We start from the raw sequence: 20,107 nt of genomic DNA, 5'->3' as shown, positions 1-20,107 counted from the left end.
ACGATTAATTAAAATTCGATAAAGAATAAGGATAGTCATCCTTACTATATTGTTTATCTCTAAGAGGATCAGATACCATATCAAATCGTAAAGTTCCTCCTTGAATTATATCCTCATGACGAATAAATAAAGGAGAATATATATCTTCATTTAAATAGGTTTGTCCCACGAACCTGTTTTTTTCGCAATTTCCCGGAGCAGAGATAACAAATTTTTTCCCATTAGATAAAGAAAGTGTCACCTTATCAAAGATAGGGCTTCCTAAAATATATTCCCCAGAACCCGGACAAACAGGATAGAATCCTAAGGCGCTAAACAAATACCAAGAGGATGTCTGTCCATTATCCTCATCGCCGCAATAACCATTAGGAGTTGAATTATACAAACAATCCATAATTTTCCGAACCCAATATTGAGTTTTCCAAGCCTCTCCAACATATGTGTACAAATAGGGAAGATGTTGGGCCGGTTGATTTCCATGAGCATATTGACCAAATCCCGCTTGATGCATTTCCGCAATCTCATTAAAGCTACGATCATATAAGCTAAATTTGGGAGGACGTGTAAACACAGAATCCAATTTGGAGATAAACTGCGACTTTCCACCCATTAAACTAACCAAACCTTGCACATCATGAAAAACACTCCAACTATATTGAATCGCGTTACCTTCCGTATAAGGACCACCCCAGCGATACGGATCAAATGGAGAATGCCATTCCCCATTAAGCATGCGCGGACGCATAAATCCTGAAATAGAGTCATAAACATGAGAATAATTCATCGCACGTCTCTTAAACTCAATAGCATCATCTATTTCTCCTAACAAATCCGCTAAGCGCATCGCACAAAAATCATCATAAGCATATTCCAATGTCATTGAAACAGCCTGAGGATATTTAGGGTAAGGGACATAACCTAGCTTATTATAATTTTCCCAGCCATATCTCCCCATAAAAGATTGTGGAGCATCCATGGAACATTCTTTACGAACCGCCTCCAATGCCTTTTGGGCATCAAAGTCCCGGATACCTTTTACGTAAGCGTCGCTAATCAAAGAAACCGCATGGGCTCCAATCATTGAATTCCGATAACCCGGACTTATCCAGTTCGGGAGCCATCCTCCCTCCTCATAAATATTAATCAATGCTTGCATCAACTTCCCTGTCAACTCAGGGAACAACAAGGTATAAAAAGGATGAGCTGATCGGAAAGTATCCCAAAAGCCATTGTCGCTGAACATGACTCCTTTATGCACTTGCCCATCATAAGGGCTAAAATAAACAGCTTCCCCTTTCTCATCATACTCATAAAACTGACGAGGATATAAAGAAACTCTATACAAATTTGAATAAAAAGTTTTTTTCTGTTCTTCAGTTCCACCTTCAACGTTAATACGTCCCATCAAATCTGCCCAAACCAATCTTGACTTTTCTTTAACTTGCATAAAATCCAAGTCACCAATTTCTCGCTTCAATGTTAACTCCGCTTGTTCCACGGAGATATACGATGAGGCAACCTTTACAGAAACTCGATTGCAACTATTTTCAAAACGTAAATAAGATCCAATATAAGAAGACTCCAACTCTTTTTTCTGCTCATAAACTCCATCCTTGTCCCAAACTCCACAATCAGAAAATTCAGAATCAAATACCATTACGAAATAATTCGCAAAATTCGATGGTACACCTCCTGTGTTATTCTTACAAAAACCGACTATCTTCCGTTCTTCCGGAATTATCTTCACATGTCCTCCTTGATTAAAAGCATCCAATATTAAAAATCGGTCCTTATTATCATTAAAAGAGAATCGCAAATATCCACATCGTTCCGTCGCTGTCAATTCCGCATCTACATTATAATCGGCCAAATGCACTTTATAATAATAGGGAGTAGCAAATTCATCCGAATGATAAAAACAAGATGAGCGTTCCGTATCTTTTGTTTTCAATGAACCCGTAACAGGCATGATCGAGAAAGCGCCATAATCACCAATCCAAGGGCTTGGCACATGTGTCTGCTTAAACCCCCGAATAGAATCTGACTGATAAGTATATACCCAAGGATCATCCATCAGACCAGTTTGCGGTGTCCAAGCATTCATCCCCCAAGGCTGCGTAACCGCAGGGTACGTATTGCCATGAGAGAAAGCTCTATTCGAGTTTGTCCCTATTAAAGTATTAACATAGCTCAAACCTGACAGGCTTGTATCCTTTTGGTTTGAAACATTAACGCAGGATACAAATAACAATAAAAATAAACTAACACAATACGAAAAACATCTCATAATCATCTTACTTAATTATATTCAAAATCAATCTGCCCACAACCCCGGACGAGTCTCATACAAGGGGAACCCAGTCACACGATCATTTTGGTCACATCTGCGACGCATCCACCAAGGATGGTCTTTTGTCTCCTTTTGCCAATTCACCAAAAGCTTAGCCAATTTTTTACCAACGTCTCGATACTCTTTCACATCCGCCACATTTGTAAATTCTTCCGGATCTTTTTCCAAATCATAAATTTCTATCATTGGACGAGGAGAAGTAAATAAAAGGGCTTGCTCCTTGCTTAACGTTCTCTCTTTTTGAGCGATTTTCAAATCATACCAACTCAAACTTGAGCCTAAGTCCATCGTCGTGCCATGAGGAAGCTCATAATATGCGTTATAAATAAACTTATATCTTTCGGTTCGTACGCAGCGAATGTATTCATCTGTATCATGCCAATTCCTTTCAGCGAAAATGTAGTCCCGTCCTCTTTTCGTAGGATCAAAAAGTAATTCTTTAAAACTTCTACCATAAACAGTATCTGGCATATTAATTCCCACCAAATCCAACAAGGTAGGAGCTAAATCCACCGAACTAACCAAGCCATTGCTATGCACTGTATTCGGATTGATATGTTTATCCCACACAAAAATAAGAGGGGTTTGAATCCCCGTATCATACAAGGAACCTTTACAGCGGGGGAAAGGACGGCCATTATCGCTCATGAACACAATGATCGTATTATCCAGCTCTCCTCTTTTTTCCAATTCTCCCAGCATAATCCCTATATTCCGATCCATACGGGAAATCTCATCATAATAATCAGCCATATCCCTCCTGGTATCTGCCGCATCCACCAAAAACGGAGGTATTTTCACATCCTCTGGCTTATTGACTTGAGGACAAACTTCTCGATTATAAGGCCGGTGAGGATCAATAAAGCCAACCCATAAGAAAAAGGGTTGCTCTTTGCTATCATCCAAAAACTTCCGGTAATTACGATACAGCTCCTCCGTCAAATCTCCCTGATTCGGTTTATATCCCCCTTTAATAACATGGGTAAATTGCTTATCGCCATTAGGTCCCCAATGCGTTTTAAGCATTACCCCTGTTGAATACCCGGCTTGATTAAAATAATAGGGCATCATTTTCGTAGACCCATCCAAAGGGTTGTGCAAGTCCTCGGTGCCTATCGTATGGGCAAACTGGCCGGTCATCATACTCGTTCTTGAAGGGCTGGATTGAGGAGAAGTAAGATAAGCCTTCTCAAAACGTATCCCTTCTTTTGCCAACCGGTCAATATTGGGTGTCTTAATACCATTATTCCCGTAGCATCCAAAATCCATACCTGCATCATCTGCAACAAAGACAATGATATTAGGTAAACCTTTTTCTGATTTTTCGCTCCCATAAACAACCGATGAGATCATAGGAAGCGAAACTAACATCCATATTTGTTTCTGAAAGTTTCTCATGATATTTTATTTATAGGGTTGCCCCATACATAGGCAACCCTGATTAATTTTAATATCCCGGATTCTGCAAAAGTCCAGGATTAATATCTATCGCATTCACTGGTATCGGAAAAAGTAATTTATCTTTAGTCAAGTTAAACCCTTTAGAGTTTATTACCTCCATTGCTCTATTTGTTCTTACTAAGTCAAAAAAGCGATGGAATTCCATTGCCAATTCTACACGGCGCTCATGCTCTAAAGCTTTATTAAAGGTATTATACTCCTTCGGATAAACAGCATCACCATATCCAACAAGCCCGGCCCTAGCACGAACTTGATTTAAGTACTTCTTACCTTCATCTTCACCCACAGCCTCTGCATACATCAATAAAACGTCCGCATATCTCAGTATTTTAAAATTATTACCAGGATTTCTCCAATTAGGATCATAGAACTTCATCGTAAATGCATAATCTTCCCATTTTCCACTTTCTAAATCAACGAAACCCTCAACAACAGTAACATTTTTACGAATAGTATCTGTCGGTTCAAATTCCGCTATCAAATCCTTCGTTGGCGTACAATGCCCATGTCCTCGGAATGTTTCTGTTTGCCCAGGTAGATGGAAAGACCATAAAAAAGGCATATAAGCAGTCTGGTGTGTACTATTCGGATTTGAAACTCCTGCTAAAAATTGGCATTCTAACAATGATTCTTTGCAATTCTTTGTAGTTGGAGCAAATAAATACTCATAGTCAGTACCATCAACTAGCCCATCCTCATTCGTATCCAATGAATATAAACCACTGTCAATAACCGATTTCAGTTCTACAGCAGCTTTAGTCTTATCTCCAAGCGTTAAGTAAACTTTCCCTAAAAGAGCCATAGCTGCATATTTCGTCACTTTTCCAACATGCGTTTTAGAATAAGATTCGGGAAGATACTCTTTCGCCATAGTCAAATCAGTTATAATCTGTTCATATACTTTTGAAGGATCCTCCCTTAAATAATTATAAGATTCTTCCGGAGAAATCGGAGCCAAAGGCATCGGAATAGCTCCCCACGCCCTTACCATATTAAAATAAAACAATGCTCTAATAGTACGAACCTCTCCTATGAATTGCTTTTTTGTTTTTTCCTCCTTATAAACAGCCTCACTGTTCTCTAGCCAATATAATACATTATTACATATGAATATACCATTATAACAAGCATTCCATGCATCTAATATATACCCATTATTATCTTCCTGTATATATCTACTTATATTATCTAGAAAAGGATCACTTGAAGCAAAATACTGCATCCATGTATTATCAGAATATAACTCTCCATATAATTCACAAATGCTAGACTCTTCATACAATCTGTTCAATTGCCTATAACAATCGTTTACAGCAGCAGACAACTGATCTTCTGTCTTATAAAAATTCCCTTCTGAAACTTGCGTATTTGGAAACTTACTCAAAAAGTCATCACCACAAGAAGTCACCAAAGCTCCCATAGCTAAAATCAAGACTATCACTTTTTTCATAACATGATCCTTTTAAAATTCAACATTAATTCCCATTGTAAAAACCTTAGCCGTTGGATATTGATTATCCGAAGTACCTCGTCTTCTAGCTTCTGTTGCATTATTTTTAAACGATTCAGGATCTATCCCTGGATATTTTGTTATCGTAAATAAATTAGTTCCATTAACAAAGAGACGAGCAAAACCAATATGCAATTTATCTGTCAAACTCTTAGGTAAGGTATAACCCAATGTGATATTTTTAAAACGTATATATGAGCCATTTTTCAACCAATAAGAAGACCCCTGTGTTTCAAAATGATTCGTATTTCTATTTAGTTTATAATGATAACCATCTCCTGGTTGCTCCGGAGAACGATATCGATCCACCATTTCTGCCAGATAGTTTCGTCCTTCATGATAATAAGTTGAACGAATCATATTCATATCATAAATCTTCTGTCCATGTGCACCTTGGATCAAGAAACTTAAGTCAAAATTCTTATACTTAAACGTATTTGTCATACCCCAAATAAATTTAGGAGTATTTTGCCCCAATGTAGTACGATCCTCTGAGTCAATCTTTCCATCATTATTAACATCTTCATATTTTCCATAGCCAATGCCAATACCTGGATATTTAGCTGCTGATGCTAACTCTTCTTCATTCATGATTACCCCTTGATAATTGTAGCCATAAAATTCATATAGAGGATGATCGACTTGTGTAATCAAGCCTAATTGTCCAGCATTACCCGGGTAAAACAATATAGGAGCATCATCTTCTCCTAAACTTAACACTTTACTTTTATTCGTTGAGATGTTAAATACAGTCTGCCACTGGAATTTACCGACTAAATTTCTTGTCGTTAAATTTAATTCTACACCTTTATTTTCCAGTTCTCCTATATTTTTAAGTACTGTCTGAAATCCCGAAGTAGCCGGCACCGGAACATTTAATAGTAATCCATCACAATAAGAACGGTACCAATCGGCTTCCAGTAGAATTCTATTTTGTAAAAATCCTAAATCCACACCTATATTTAATTGTTGTAGCCTCTCCCATTTTAAATCTGGATTGCCTAATTTACTAGGATAATAAGAAGATTCTATATTTTCTCCATAAACGATTTTCCCTTTATCCAAATTTGCTATCCAAGAATAGTCTGCAATCCCATCATTTCCAGTCACACCATAGCTTGCTCTGATTTTTACAGTATTCGCTATTTTAACCAATGGCTTAAAAAAAGATTCATCAGACAACCTCCAAGCCCCAGATACCGAAGGGAAATAGCCCCATTTATTATTTGCTCCAAAACGTGATGATCCATCTCTACGCAAAGAAGCTGAAAGCATATATTTTCCATCAAAGGTATATGAAGCCCTACCAAACCAAGAGACTCGGGCTGTTTCAACATCAGAATCAGCAGCTGCACTTAATGTTTTACCCGCACCAACATAATGAATCAAGTCATTCTCATAATCTGTACGAGCAGCGGTTACACTTTCCAGCCTACGATAATTTGCCTCATAACCAGCTAATGCGGAAACCGCATGTTTACCAAATTCTTTATTATATGTAAGTAAATTCTCACTTGTAACATAAAGTGTCTTATTCCATTTTTTATAGCCATAGCCTGCATCCATAGCGTTAGGTCCCATATTATGGTCTTTAGGCTGATATTCATCTCTATCCGAACGATTTATATAATAATTAAAAGTAGTTTTGAATTTCAATCCGTCAATAATATCTAGGGCAATAAAAGCATTTCCATAATTCTTGAATTTCTTACTATATAATTCCCAATCAATACAATAAAGAGGATGCCCATTACGAGCCCTAAACAACAATGAGTTATAGTTCTCAAATCCCTCAGTAGTTGTAGGTTCACCTAAAAGGCCGTCCTTACCATAAACTGGATAAATAGAGGGATACTGAACAGCCCACTCCACTGTCCGACTAAAAGGTTCTCGTTCCTTATCATACAATGCGGTCATCATTCCTCCTATTTGAAGCCAATCCTTGATTTTTGTGGACGCTTGTAAAGACATCGTATATTTCTGATATGTTGAAGTGATCACGACACCATCTTGTTTGACAACTCCCATAGTTGCTGAGAAATTAGAGGTTTTATTCCCCCATGAATAATTTAAATCAACTTGATGCATAGGGGCATTCCTATATATTACATCCTGCCAATCCGTATCATATAAAGTTTCGGGAGAGTCTAACGCCGTAGGCCAAGTATATTTATATTGATTCCTACGTGCTTCTAAAGTATTAGGAGCATTAGGATCTCCACCATCTTCAATCCATGCATTCTGGATTGCATCCTTAGCAGCTTCGGCATATTCTGCGGAATTCATAACATCAACCTTTTTTATCGGCTGCTGTATGCTAAACTTATATCCAAAATTAATTTTACCTTTACCCTCCTTTCCGCTTTTTGTAGTGATAAGAATTACACCATTTGTTCCTCTAGAACCATAAATCGCAGCAGAAGCCGCATCCTTCAAAATATCAATAGACTCAATATTACTAGGAGGAATCAAATTTAAATCATAGTCGGGCATTTGGATACCATCCACCACAACTAGTGGTGCCTGAGAAGCTGTAACAGAATTTATACCACGAATTTGAACGGTAGAAGAAGCTCCCGGACGACCTGTGGCAGAAACAACCTGAACACCAGCTACACGTCCAGCAATGGCCTGTCCAGCATCAACAGCTGGTGAACTAATAACATTCTCATCCATTTTAACTGCTCCTACAGCCCCTGTCAAATCTCTTTTCTTCGTTACACCATAACCTACCACTACAACTTCATCCAGCACTTGGGTATCTTCTTGCAACCTAACTGACACAGCTGTTTTACCAGCCAAAGCCACTTCCTTCGTATTGAAACCTATATAAGAAACCAAAAGAACAGCATTTTCCGGAACATTTTGAATAGAAAAATTCCCATCAATATCTGTTATTGTTCCATTTGTAGAGCCCTTTACAACAACATTGGCTCCAATAACCGGTTCTCCACTAGGATCTAAAACAACACCTGTTATTTTATTAGTTTTCTTGGATACTGTTTTCTCAATCGCTCCCTCTTTCTTCAAGATAATATTCTTCCCTTGGATCTCATATATCAATCCTTGACCACGCAAGATCTGTTCGATTACCGCATTGACCGATTGATTCTCCGCAGACACGGATATTTTCTTCCTTGTATCCACATCCGCAGATGAAAATACAAATGAGTAGCCACTTCTACTCTTTAGTTCATCCATCGCTTGCTTTACTGTTATATTGCTAGCTTTCAAGGTTATATCCTGAGCATTGGCAGTTAGATTTAAGCAAAACGAAGCTACGACCATATAAATGGCCTTTTTTACAACTTTCATAAATAGCTTAATTTTTAGTAATTTAACTTGTGATTGATGATGACCTTTCAGAGGATTGATTACATTTGTAATCCTCATCCAGATCATTTGCATAATGTAATTTGAGGATTTACGAGTCGGAGGATCTAGCCCATTCTCCGATTCCTTTTATATCCTGTTACTCCTTTTTTAATCTCCTTCCATATACTCCATATCAAAACAATTTTAAGGTTAAACAATTATTTATCACTTCGCATAAAGTAGAATATTGTCTCCTTCCACCTTATACTTTACTTGATTTGTAGCAGTTATAATATCCAGTACATTATATATAGTCTGTTCTTTCCTATTGAACAACGCATAAAAACGATTATGAGTTAACTGTTCATCCACGATTTGAATCTTTACACCATAGCTACGGTTCAATTCTTTCACGATATCAGCAAGAGGCATTTCATCAAAGAAAAGTCCATCATTTGTCCACTCCTTAGCATTTTTTACTTTGGCTCGGCTTATAACCATTTCCCCAGTAAGTTTATTTAAGGTAACTTTCTCTGATGGAAACAAGTAATTAATTCCCATCTTCTTTACATAATTCTCTAGCTGAACTTTTCCTTCCAACAGATTCACGGTTACCTCTTCGTCCTCGTCATAATTCCGGAAGTTGAATTTAGTACCCAATACTTTTACATTCAATTCTTTCGTCATTACATCAAAAGGTAACTTCTCATTTTTCCTCACCTCAAAATAAGCCTCTCCATTCAGTCGAAGATGGCGGTCTTTCACCCCAAAACCTTGCGAATATACGATCTTTGAGCCAGCGTTTAACCAGACCAATGTGCTATCCGGTAAAATCAGCTTGGTCTTGGCCCCTAAAGGAGCTTCCACCAAGATATCCGCAAACTGGTTCTGTAATTGCCGCTCACCCCACCAATAGGAAATCGTAGAAGCGATCAATAATAGGATAACCGCTGCCGCACCATAAACGATTTTAGGAATATTGAAAACCGTACGGCGTTTTTGCTGGGTACGAGAAACAAAACGATCGAACGCCTTATCGACATTATAGGCACAGGAATCATCGGCAACCAAAGCAGAGAACCAAAGTTCTTGTTCTTCATGATCAGGTAATGATCGCTCGTTTTTCGTATGTGATTTCTTTTCTTCCATATAGATTAAATATCCAGCTTTTATATATAAGACAGTTATTTCTCCTCAAGGGGTAGTGAGAAACATCAATTTTTTCATCCTCACAAGGAGAAAAATGATATCAACAAGATCAGATACTTCCTCAGATCTTGATGTAGGCGGGTTAAAGCCATCTTTATGTGGTATTTAACAGTATTGACAGAAATTCCTAGCTCTGTAGCGATTTCCTCATTTTTCTTATGCTCAAAACGGCTTTTCCTAAAAACTCGTTTACATTCATCGCCTAAACTATCGATTGATTTTATGATCTCCTTCTCTAACTCCCGTTCAAGTAATATACCTAGCGGCTGTTCATCCGATTGTATCATAGCGTCCCACCCCAAGGTCTCAGACTCAATCTTCGAGAAACGGACTTCCTTCTTTTCCTTTTCTGATGAGATATGGTTATAACAGCGGTTCCGCACAGCCCGCATTAGATAAGCACGAAGAGAGCTATTTATATCCAATGTCTCACGGATTTCCCACAGATGAAATATCACATCACCAACTATAGTCTCCGCTAGAAATGGATCGCCAACCAACTCATTCGCAAATTGACATAGTACCACATAATGACGATCATATAAATATCGATACGCACCTTGGTCGCCATTCCGTAATTTCTGTACTATTGACTGTTCCTTAACATCCATCTCATCGCAAAGATGAGATTTTAAAATGAAAATTAAAAATATTATTTCTAATTATACGATCTTCCATCCACAGCTTTTTCATTTACCGCTCCGTTTAAATGAAGCTTCTTGTAGATTTTTATATGCGCTCTGGTTTTCAGTGGAAGGATTCGGGACAAACACGTACGACTTTCATGCAAAACACGTACATGTTTTTTCAAAAAGTCGTACGTGTTTTAGATGAAAGATCATCGTGCTTTTTTGACTCTGATTTTTAGCATTTTATAAACCAGACTCATCAGTGGTCTTATTGTACGGAATTTGTCTTGAGAACAATGCTTTCCAGCTTAACCCAAACGGATGGGTTGCCATCTCATATACGTGCCGGTCCGCCATAACCACTCCATCGGGCCGTAGCGCAAGCCGGACAGCCAATATTGGCTAAAGGCTATCTGTATGGCCGTAAATCCAAGGCAGACCAATACACTCAAGAAAACACCCAAATGGCTCCAATCCAAGCCAAAACTGGAAAAGAATTAATTCACGGTAAGATAAGCAATTATAGTCCCAATGGCCAAAATAGCGCCGATTGCGGTCTCATAAGGAATCAGCCTCAACCGCTCACGAATGCTTATATCCGCTACCCCACCGGTAGCGTGGAAGAACGATCCATGTGGCAAATGATCAAGTACGGTAGCACCGGAATTAATCATAGCGGCTCCCCAGACACCACTGATACCGGCGGCGATAATAATATCCGCGAATGACGAAGAGGCAACTGTCGCTCCGGCTGTAGTAGAGGCTGTAGCGGCAGACATCAATACGCCGGAAACCGGAGCCAATAAAAGCTCTCCCATATTCGTATGCGATAACGCATCTAATAAAACATCCTTGATAGAGGAAGCCTTGATCACTCCCGCTATAGTGCCTGTCCCGACCAACAGGATCGAGACATTCGACATCTTCTTGAGTCCATACGAGAGGCTGTCCGTAATCAATGACCATTTCCTCATCGCCAGAATACCAACGATTCCTCCAACGGGCAAGGCTATCATCGGATCGATCGCCACATGGAATAAAGGGCGAAACGACAGCAGTAGGATCGTCACTACCGGAGCGACCATGCTAGAGGCGAAGGAGGGGAGATCCGCTTGCAGGTTATCTATCTCCTCGTTCGCATAAAATCCATTTTGTCGGGGTAAGAAACGGCCTATGACATATACCGTAAACAACAAGCCAACCAACGCCGGGATCAAGTTCGCATACATGACAGAGTACAAATCCGCATGAAAATTCTCAGCGGCGATAATCGTATTCGGATTTGGAGAAATGATATTGCCACATTTGCCTCCACCGATCATCATCAACAAAAGGCTACCCCGGGGAACCGCCAGTTTCCGGCCGATGCTCAACGCAATCGGAGCCACCGTAATAACAGCAACATCAATAAACACTCCAATAGCCGTCAGCAACATCGTAGCGAAAGCGAGCGCAAAAAACACATGCCGTTCTCCCAATCTATAAATGATCGTATTGGAGATAGAAGCCGCCGCACCTGTTTTCACCAATATCCCCGACAATACTCCCGCCGTTATAATTCGAATGACGGCCGGAGTTACGTCATTTACTCCACTGATCATTAAAGAGACCGTTTCCGGCAACGACACACCCCCTAATAATCCTCCTACTAATGCCCCTAAAATAAGGCTATAGACTGGCGATACCTTTCTTATAATCAAGAAAATCGACACTAATAATCCGATAAAAGCTCCCCATGCACTCATTATACCCATGTGTTAGTGATTCATATAGTAATGGATTACACGCAATTGTTGTTCCAAGGCACGCCCAACATTCCGGCAGGTGAAATCCTTATCCATCGCCTGCTCCAAGGAAACCGGATAAGGAAGAAGTGGCAAGACCGCCAGAAACCCGGATTTATTAAGCGCCTCTACCTCCTCTACGGAACCACCCATTACGATAACCGGGATACCCTGTCTCATGCCTGCCTGCAATACTCCGCATGGGGTCTTTCCCATACAAGTCTGTTTATCCAGTTTACCTTCTCCCGTAATAATTAGATCCGCCCCCCGTATACATTCATCAAAACGCAAGGCATCCAGAACCATCTGGATACCGGGTTTAAGTTCAGCCTTTAGGAAAGCGACAAACCCTCCACCTAAACCACCTGCGGCTCCCGCACCCGGAATGTCGTCTATCTCTATTCGTCCCGTTCTTTTTATGACTTCCGCAAAATTTCGCAAGCCCTCATCCAGCAAACGGACCATAGCGTCGTCCGCTCCCTTTTGGCGGGCAAAGACATACGCCGCCCCTTTCTCACCATAAAAAGGGTTATTCACATCGCAGGCTATGGTAAATGAAGTTTCCCGCAATTGCGATAATGCCCTTGAGCAATCTATCTCATAAATCTGATTAAGGATCTGCCCACCCAATCCCAGCTCATTCCCGTTTCTATCAAGAAAACGAAAACCCAAGGCCTGCAACATACCGGTTCCTCCGTCATTCGTTGCGCTTCCTCCTATTCCTATCAAGAAATCCCGGCAACCACGATCCATAGCGTCTTTTATCAACTCTCCGGTTCCATACGTCGTTGTTCTCAAGGGATTACGCTCCGACACAGGCACTAACGTAAGACCACTCGCCGTCGCCATCTCGATAACCGCCGTACGATTATCTCCCAGTATCCCATAAGTGGCCTCGACCGATCTCATCAACGGATCATGTACGACACAAGATACGGCTTCTCCACCCATCGCCGTAATCAAAGTCTCCACGGTACCTTCTCCCCCATCCCCAACCGGGATTTTCACGACCTCGCAATTCGGAAAGACCTTATGGATCGCCAACTCGGCACATTCAGCCACTTCAATAGAAGATACTGAGCCTTTAAATGAATCGGAAGCAACAACGATTTTTTTCATCTACCAACCTTTTTATAACATGAAAAATAAGATGCCCAAATATATAAAAAAGGAGTGTCCTTTTCCGAGGACACTCCCATAAACTTAACTAGGTATTCTTTATTTTGCCCGTGTACATTCGATTACCTCTTGATTAATGTATTTAACCTTCTCCATATCTATCTTTTCCACCTTTCGGTCATAAGTGACCAAGCCGTTTATCTCATGTTCCACATCTGTAGTCTGCGTATAGATGGCCGTGCTTAGTCCGAAATAGTTTATCATCTGCTCTAGCTCGGTAAGCATTAATACATAGGTATCGGTCAAAATTTCTCTATTCAACATCATCTCATAAGCGTCATTGCGTACAGGCCACATATGCCCACGCACAAATAGACCTTTTCCTCCGAATTCGCCAAGGGACGCAGCACGTTTATCATCGGGACGGGGGATCGCCTTAGGCTCGATCTTGCCATAATGATGCATATCCACGAAATCTCCATTTCCGGGATCTCCATAAGCCTTACGATAGCCCGGAGCGTAATTATATCCCGACATACCGTTTACCCAACGATTCGGATCGTACTTTTTCACCCAAGCTGTGATGTCTGTCGCTTCAAAGGCTCCCAAAGGTTCGGCATATCTTGCCAAACCATTAGGCCAAGCCTGTCACAATGATAATACCAACGTTGAGGCTCTACTTTGATATGCTTGCGTATTACATTAAAACCCGCACGTTTCGCCAGTTCTATATCATACAACAAAGCCTTGTCGGTAGGAGCGGTAAATGCGCCATCGGGCCAATAACCCTGATCCAAAAGACCGATATGGAAAACAAACTCCCCGTTCAATAAAGGCCGAAGCACACCATCTACCTTTCCCATACTAACAGAACGCATACCAAAATAAGAAGATACCTCATCTATTATCTCACCCTTTCGATCTTTCAACTGTAATTTCAAACCATACAAGAAAGGATCATCTGGACTCCATAGACGGGGTTCCCGGATAGGCAAGTAAAAACTCATATTGGAATTTCCTTCGGTTCTTGCCACCTCTGAAGTACCATTATCCGCGATAGCCGTTACCTTTAACTCCTTATCCTCCGTATAAGCAATTACTTCCAACCGATTATTTTTTAAATCGGGAACAAGCTTAATCTGAGAAATATATTGTTTCTCTACCGGTTCAAGCCAAACGGTTTGCCAGATACCGGAGGTAAAAATATAATCTCCACGTGAGCCGTTCTTGCCCGAAGCGGCCCGGCCGTCGTTAGGATCATAAGCACCTACCACAAGGACATTTTCACCGGATTTCAAATAATCAGTAATATTTAAACTAAAAGCATCGTACCCTCCCGTATGGGTACCCACCTTCTTACCGTTGACAAACACGGACGAGATCCGATCTACAGCCCCAAAATTCAACAATACATGCCTGCCCTTCCATGCTTGAGGAACAGAGAAGCTACGCCTATACCACAGGCAAGTATCACCCCCACGAGCTATACCGGATAATTCCGATTCAGGAGGATACGGCACACGTATCTTTTCTACTTTCGCGGGAAAGACTGGAGGGGTGGTTGCCGTAACAGGATCAAGCAGGTCTTTTCCTCCCATATAATCCCATATACCATTCAGATTCAACCATTCCGAACGCACCATCTGCGGACGCGGATATTCCGGTAAAGGAATCTCAGCCTTCAATGCCTCCTCTGTCCATGGGGTAGGCAATGTGAACTTCTCTAGGATTTGCGCCTTTACGGAGAAGAGATCTCCCCCAAAAAGAAAGGAGCAAAGAGCTAAACAAACAACGGTAATCTTTTTCATAAACCAACTATTTAAATAATTCCGGATAATATTTCCGAATCAAATCTTGATCTTCTTTCTCCAACTTATCGATCAAGACCGGCTTATCTTGCGGGCGGAGACCTTTTTGGTTGATTTTGTTGATCAAGCTCCAATCCTTAGCCGGTTTTGTCGGGGTCGGATCGGCAGGTTCATGAGCCGGCAAATCATAGCGGGTAAAGTCGATGACATAAGCCGGGGAATTTTTCGTATGCCAATCACGTAATAAGGCCAAGCGGAATTCCTTATTCATAAACCATTTTATCTCCAAATTATTATAAGAGTCTCCCAAACCAGAGCCACGTTCTACGAAGCGATAGTTCCAGTCGTCGTTCGATTTATATTGTTTTCTCCAAAGTTCGCCAAATTCTCCGAACGTAACGAAATGAGTATCCGGCCAGCGTTCCTTGGTACCCGTTACCCACATCTTCATGGCATCACAGATGAGATCCTTCCCGAACTCATGTACCATCTGCGCCTCCCAGATATTGGCGACCCAGCCAAAGCCATTCAACTCAAGACCTTTATCAAAGTGAATCGCTTCCGTGTGCATCACCTCACGATGCCCCAAGTCAAGCCCCCAACCTTTGTACGTCTCGATCGGGCCGACACCTCTACGGCTGTTGTATCCATCGATACCATGTCCGGTCTGTCCGCTACGGCGGGCACAGATAAAGTCCATCGTCCAGCCATCCAGATTCACGCAATCGATGAAATCGCTTTTTCCCTGCGCCGGCTTGCAGAAGTGTTCCGTCGAGGGATAGAAAGGATAAGAAGGAGAACCGTCAGCACCACCACCGTCTATATTATGCTGGCTCCAGATCACGGCGTGCGCCACATGGATGTTCTCTTTCTCCGCCAAATATCTCAAATTATCGGCCGATAAGAAACCTCCCATAATTGACTGCGGACGATAACCATTTCCTACCATTTTAGAAATGATCTCTATCGCCTCCGACATCTCACGGTTTACCCGCTCACGGGGTAGATACATCGCAGGAAAATAACCGGGGAAATAAGTAACCTCATCCCCATATTTCTTTTGGCACTCCACTACATAATCACGGATCTCCCGGTAATTCTTCCGTCCGTCCTCCAAGGCATTCATCGTGAATCCCCATGTAAGACGACCGTTCGGGTTATTCGTGGCGAAAGCCTCCCGCAAGGCCCGCACTCCCTCAAGCGTATGCCAATCCACCTCATCGCGGGGATGTAACTTGACATCCCGGGAGACTTCCCAAGGCGTCGTACGTATCATGATACATAAGGTGACAAAACGATTTCCTTCTATCGTCAGCGGTTCCATATTCGCCGGGACGACCACAGGATCCGCCGCCCTTAATTGAAAACCACTGAGCACAGAGACCATCCATACGATCGCCCATTTTCTCCAAACTGATATATTCATATTACTTTCTCGCATTTGTACAATCTATTACTATTTCCTGATCCGACGGAAACATCCTAAAGACATAATCCGAACCAGATTCAGGTTTCCTTATATGGCCTTTTTCGCAAGTGATCACGTAGTTAAAACCATCGAAGCTAGCGTTGACCGCCTTATCCTCTATAACGGTGAAAGGTAGCTCCTTCCCTGCCGCAGCCTTTAGCTCTAAAGCCCATGAGAAGTCCGCCTCCTTTGATAGAGCGACTACCTCGAAGCGGGTCTCATAGAACGTGATCTTGAAAGCATGGCCTTTTGAGTCTTCGGCGGAAACTACCAAGGTATCCTTGCCTATCTCCGTCACTACCGGATGGTCCAAGGTAAGTTCCTCCTTATCTCCATCCTTGTCTAATCGGACGATCCGAAGCCCGGCACGATCGAGTCCCTCGCTCCACATGAATCCGTCCACGACGGGCAACGTATAGAATAGGAACTGGTTCCCGTCTCCGGGCTTTTCCAGATAAGCCGACTTATAGCTCTCGTCGAAAAGATGGATATCCCTAAAGCGGAACGTTCCCTTCTCCCACAATAAGTTCGCCCGATAATAACGGCTGTTAAACCAGACCGTCTTATTTCCTTCTCCACGGACATCCGTCAACGTAGTGACAGCCGTCGCCGGCGTAACCTTGAAGCATTCCTTGAACCACGCACCGGATTCGCCCAGCGTCTCCACCCGGATCTTATTTTCCTTCCTCAAGGAGTCCAAGATAGGGATCTGCATCTCCAGTCCCTTGCTCATATTACTCCACGTGAAAGAGTTCTCCTGTCCCGCTTGCGCATAATTGAAGGCCAGACAAGGCTTGTTCACGATCGATTCCAAGAAATAATCCACCCAGCGGCGATCCATGCCCGCCTTCTCATACACGGGTTCCAAGGAGATCACCCCTTGACGCTCTTGTCCCAGACCATCATCATACTGATAAATAGGATCACTGCCCAGCATACGGAAAATAGGAACGGGGATTTGCCCCTCCTCGGTCTGCGCCGGCATATAAGCGTTTATCCGGCTTGGGTAATAGGCTTGGTTCCAGTAACCACCCCATAGGGTATAACCATCCGTCCCCACTTGGTCTTTGCAGTTGCACGACGCCACGATCTTATATTTATCGTACATATACCCCAAGGTATGCGCATCGATAAACCAAGAACCGACCGATTTCGGGTACGTGCCGAATATCTCCTTGAACTTCGCCATATAGACATCCACCAGTCGCTCCCGTTCTTCTTTCGTATATCCGGTGCTGAAAGCGATATTCGCGTGCGAGACCCAAGAATGCTCGCCACGCCACTTGATCCCGGCGGCCTCGATCTGCGGTTGCGTAAGTTCCCACCAAGCACCGATCTCGGAGTGAGCATTGAGTTTACTTTTCAACAGATCTTGGTACAATGGGTTGATCAACGCATCGTACTGTAATAAAAAGGTAGCCGGTAAATCATATTTATTCACCAATTTCACTTGCTCACAAACCGTCTCGTACAATAAGCTATCGGCGTTCTCCACCCGGTAGTCTGTCTGGCGGATGAAATTGATGATGTTGATAATACGGGGAGCAGCCGCACTCTCAACCAGTTTCTCTCCCGCGCTACGGCATCCCGCACAGCAGAAGACGATAAAGCATACAAGACCTATCTTCTTTATGAATGACATTCGATTCAATTTTAAATTCATTTACTCTCATAAAATATTCTAGAAATGGCATTTCACCGGTGTAAAATCATTTTTAGAGATCTAAAAAGCATTTCGCAAGGGTGCAAAGCCATTTTTACCGGAATATAAGGCATTACCCTACCACCCCGGGTTGTTCGGAGCCAAGTTCGGGTTCAGATACAACTCATCCAACGGAAGGGAATAATAGTAATGCTTCGGGGTCACAAAGTTACGATTCTCCGCCGGTTCCACAATCAAGAAACCATTTTCGTCTGTCAAACCGGGATTTCCCTCGTTCAAGACATCCAAGTTCTCGTATTCCGAACCTTTCAGCTTAATACCTTTTATGGCACCTATCAATTCCGTCTCAGCCGTCTTCCAACGTCTCAAATCATCCCTGCGGAAGCCTTCGAACGCTAACTCGATCGTACGTTCCCGACGGATCTCCGTCCGCATATCCAACCCATTGCTCTTCACGAAAGCGTTGGTCAAAGGAGGCATCTCCACGCCTTTCCGGGAACGAATCACATTGATCGTCTTGTTCAAGATGTCATCGCTGATCGCCCCGTCTTTCTCGTAAGTGGCCTCAGCCAATATCAGCAATACCTCCGGATAACGGATGATGTGATAATCATATACATCCTTGTCAGAAGGAACGGAAGTCTCCGCCATATATTTCCACAACTTATAACCCGTACGTGTCTCGGGACGTATGGTAAATTGCGGCGGGCAGGTCAAGGCGCCGTCTTGCGGACTGATATAGTCGGTTCCGGGCATCAAGAAGGTCTGTTTCATACGAGGGTCACGATTCTCGTATTCGCTCTTGATCGTGGCATATCCCTCAAATCCGGAATTAGCGTTCTCAATTGGCAATCCCGTACTCTTACACAAATACATATCTGCCAGCTTACGGGTAGGCGTCCCTCGCCATCCCCAATATACAGGGCACGCGTCGCTATGGTGGCGGATATCCGTCTCGTACCGACTGTCGAAGATACCTTCTTTTGAATTATCGCCCGCATTGATAAACAAGTAGCGGTAGCTCTCCTCACCAGAGCCTTCATATAAAGCATACTCACCACTATCGATCACTTTTGCAGCGGCATCGATCGCTTGTTGCAACAACTGCTGATAGTCCGAACGGTGCTGGTGATACTTCGCCCACGTCCCGGCAAACAAGGCAACCCTCGCTTTCAACGCCAAGGCAGCGCCTTGGGTTACACGTCCCGCCTCATCCGAGCTTAACTCACTTTGCAAGGGTAGTTTAGCATACACCTCGTTGAGTTCCGACAAGATGAAGTCTTCCACCTCCTGTTGCTTATTCCTAGAACCATACAACTCCGGGGAATCTACGGTAAGCACCTTCGTCAAGATAGGAATATCGTTGTATTTCGCCATCAACCGAAAATGCGAGTAAGCACGGAAGAAACGGGCCTCAGCCACATACCGCTCGATCTCCGAGGGATCGCCCTCGTACGTCTGGCTCTTCTCGATAATCATATTGCTCTGACGCAGGTCTATGAAAGTAGAGTCCCATAGGGCATCCGTATTCGGGGCGATCAACGTACCGTTGCTCGTCGTATTCTCGTTCAACTCATAGGCGATATCGCTATCCGTATCCTTCGTGCCGAATGTCTCGGTACGTGTGTAGAGCCAATTGACCTCTTTCTCGAAATCATCCGGGGTTTTCCAGAATAGCTCGTCCGGCATATTATCTTTTGGCAACAGGTCTATATCTTGGCAACTTGACAAGAACAAAGCGGAAACAATAAAGCTTCCCAATATTATCCGATAGTTTTTCATGACTTTTCG

At 42.5% G+C, this 20,107-nt stretch carries 13 protein-coding genes and 1 pseudogene; all 14 read right to left on the bottom strand.

The window, feature by feature from the left end; genetic code table 11:
- Positions 1-4 precede the first annotated feature (4 nt).
- A complete protein-coding gene (locus ACESPU_RS08375) occupies positions 5-2,293 on the bottom strand; it encodes a GH92 family glycosyl hydrolase (RefSeq protein WP_373133263.1) in 2,289 nt (762 codons plus the stop codon).
- Between the two features lie 21 nt (positions 2,294-2,314).
- Positions 2,315-3,748, bottom strand: coding sequence for a sulfatase (locus tag ACESPU_RS08370; protein WP_272025812.1), 1,434 nt, complete (start codon positions 3,746-3,748; stop codon positions 2,315-2,317).
- 49 nt (positions 3,749-3,797) lie between these two features.
- On the bottom strand, positions 3,798-5,261 hold the full coding sequence (locus tag ACESPU_RS08365; RefSeq protein ID WP_373133262.1) for a RagB/SusD family nutrient uptake outer membrane protein: 1,464 nt from the start codon (positions 5,259-5,261) through the stop codon (positions 3,798-3,800).
- Between the two features lie 12 nt (positions 5,262-5,273).
- A complete protein-coding gene (locus ACESPU_RS08360) occupies positions 5,274-8,636 on the bottom strand; it encodes a TonB-dependent receptor (protein WP_270214948.1) in 3,363 nt (1,120 codons plus the stop codon).
- A 225-nt stretch (positions 8,637-8,861) separates the two neighbouring features.
- Positions 8,862-9,785 (bottom strand): FecR family protein, encoded by a 924-nt coding sequence (locus tag ACESPU_RS08355; protein ID WP_122378912.1) that lies wholly within the window; start codon positions 9,783-9,785, stop codon positions 8,862-8,864.
- A gap of 80 nt (positions 9,786-9,865) precedes the next feature.
- Positions 9,866-10,456 carry an RNA polymerase sigma-70 factor gene (locus ACESPU_RS08350; RefSeq protein ID WP_057317269.1) on the bottom strand — a complete coding sequence of 197 codons (591 nt, stop codon included), beginning with the start codon at positions 10,454-10,456 and terminating at the stop codon, positions 9,866-9,868.
- 326 nt (positions 10,457-10,782) lie between these two features.
- Positions 10,783-10,968 (bottom strand): annotated as a pseudogene (locus tag ACESPU_RS08345) (DUF418 domain-containing protein); the annotation flags it as partial.
- Between the two features lie 3 nt (positions 10,969-10,971).
- Positions 10,972-12,219: a GntP family permease gene (locus ACESPU_RS08340; protein WP_373133295.1), complete on the bottom strand. Its 1,248-nt coding sequence runs from the start codon at positions 12,217-12,219 to the stop codon at positions 10,972-10,974.
- Positions 12,220-12,231: 12 nt separating this feature from the next.
- On the bottom strand, positions 12,232-13,377 hold the full coding sequence (locus tag ACESPU_RS08335; RefSeq protein WP_373133261.1) for a glycerate kinase: 1,146 nt from the start codon (positions 13,375-13,377) through the stop codon (positions 12,232-12,234).
- A gap of 99 nt (positions 13,378-13,476) precedes the next feature.
- On the bottom strand, positions 13,477-13,950 hold the full coding sequence (locus ACESPU_RS08330; RefSeq protein WP_373133260.1) for a hypothetical protein: 474 nt from the start codon (positions 13,948-13,950) through the stop codon (positions 13,477-13,479).
- Positions 13,947-15,185 carry a glycoside hydrolase family 2 protein gene (locus tag ACESPU_RS08325; protein ID WP_373133259.1) on the bottom strand — a complete coding sequence of 413 codons (1,239 nt, stop codon included), beginning with the start codon at positions 15,183-15,185 and terminating at the stop codon, positions 13,947-13,949. The genes ACESPU_RS08330 and ACESPU_RS08325 overlap by 4 nt, the downstream gene beginning before the upstream one ends.
- Positions 15,186-15,192: 7 nt before the next feature.
- Positions 15,193-16,626: a DUF3863 domain-containing protein gene (locus tag ACESPU_RS08320; protein ID WP_057326789.1), complete on the bottom strand. Its 1,434-nt coding sequence runs from the start codon at positions 16,624-16,626 to the stop codon at positions 15,193-15,195.
- Positions 16,613-18,295: a hypothetical protein gene (locus ACESPU_RS08315; RefSeq protein ID WP_373133258.1), complete on the bottom strand. Its 1,683-nt coding sequence runs from the start codon at positions 18,293-18,295 to the stop codon at positions 16,613-16,615. Before ACESPU_RS08315 ends, ACESPU_RS08320 begins: the two co-directional genes overlap by 14 nt.
- 138 nt (positions 18,296-18,433) lie before the next feature.
- On the bottom strand, positions 18,434-20,098 hold the full coding sequence (locus ACESPU_RS08310) for a RagB/SusD family nutrient uptake outer membrane protein (RefSeq protein ID WP_008773092.1): 1,665 nt from the start codon (positions 20,096-20,098) through the stop codon (positions 18,434-18,436).
- Between the last annotated feature and the right edge of the window lie 9 nt (positions 20,099-20,107).

Source organism: Parabacteroides sp. 20_3, from assembly GCF_964238835.1.
Classification (GTDB): Bacteria; Bacteroidota; Bacteroidia; order Bacteroidales; family Tannerellaceae; genus Parabacteroides; species Parabacteroides distasonis.
The sequence above is the reverse complement of the archived record's forward strand: the minus strand, read 5'-3'. Positions and strand labels throughout refer to the sequence as shown.

Excerpts from the sequence above, each read along its gene's own strand:
- ACESPU_RS08360 (WP_270214948.1), bottom strand. The coding sequence starts at position 8,636 with ATGAAAGTTGTAAAAAAGGCCATTTATATGGTCGTAGCTTCGTTTTGC.
- ACESPU_RS08355 (WP_122378912.1), bottom strand. The coding sequence starts at position 9,785 with ATGGAAGAAAAGAAATCACATACGAAAAACGAGCGATCATTACCTGAT.
- ACESPU_RS08350 (WP_057317269.1), bottom strand. The coding sequence starts at position 10,456 with ATGGATGTTAAGGAACAGTCAATAGTACAGAAATTACGGAATGGCGAC.
- ACESPU_RS08325 (WP_373133259.1), bottom strand. The coding sequence starts at position 15,185 with ATGAAAAAGATTACCGTTGTTTGTTTAGCTCTTTGCTCCTTTCTTTTT.
- ACESPU_RS08310 (WP_008773092.1), bottom strand. The coding sequence starts at position 20,098 with ATGAAAAACTATCGGATAATATTGGGAAGCTTTATTGTTTCCGCTTTG.
- ACESPU_RS08315 (WP_373133258.1), bottom strand. The coding sequence starts at position 18,295 with ATGTCATTCATAAAGAAGATAGGTCTTGTATGCTTTATCGTCTTCTGC.
- ACESPU_RS08370 (WP_272025812.1), bottom strand. The coding sequence starts at position 3,748 with ATGAGAAACTTTCAGAAACAAATATGGATGTTAGTTTCGCTTCCTATG.
- ACESPU_RS08335 (WP_373133261.1), bottom strand. The coding sequence starts at position 13,377 with ATGAAAAAAATCGTTGTTGCTTCCGATTCATTTAAAGGCTCAGTATCT.
- ACESPU_RS08340 (WP_373133295.1), bottom strand. The coding sequence starts at position 12,219 with ATGAGTGCATGGGGAGCTTTTATCGGATTATTAGTGTCGATTTTCTTG.
- ACESPU_RS08320 (WP_057326789.1), bottom strand. The coding sequence starts at position 16,626 with ATGCGAGAAAGTAATATGAATATATCAGTTTGGAGAAAATGGGCGATC.
- ACESPU_RS08375 (WP_373133263.1), bottom strand. The coding sequence starts at position 2,293 with ATGATTATGAGATGTTTTTCGTATTGTGTTAGTTTATTTTTATTGTTA.
- ACESPU_RS08365 (WP_373133262.1), bottom strand. The coding sequence starts at position 5,261 with ATGAAAAAAGTGATAGTCTTGATTTTAGCTATGGGAGCTTTGGTGACT.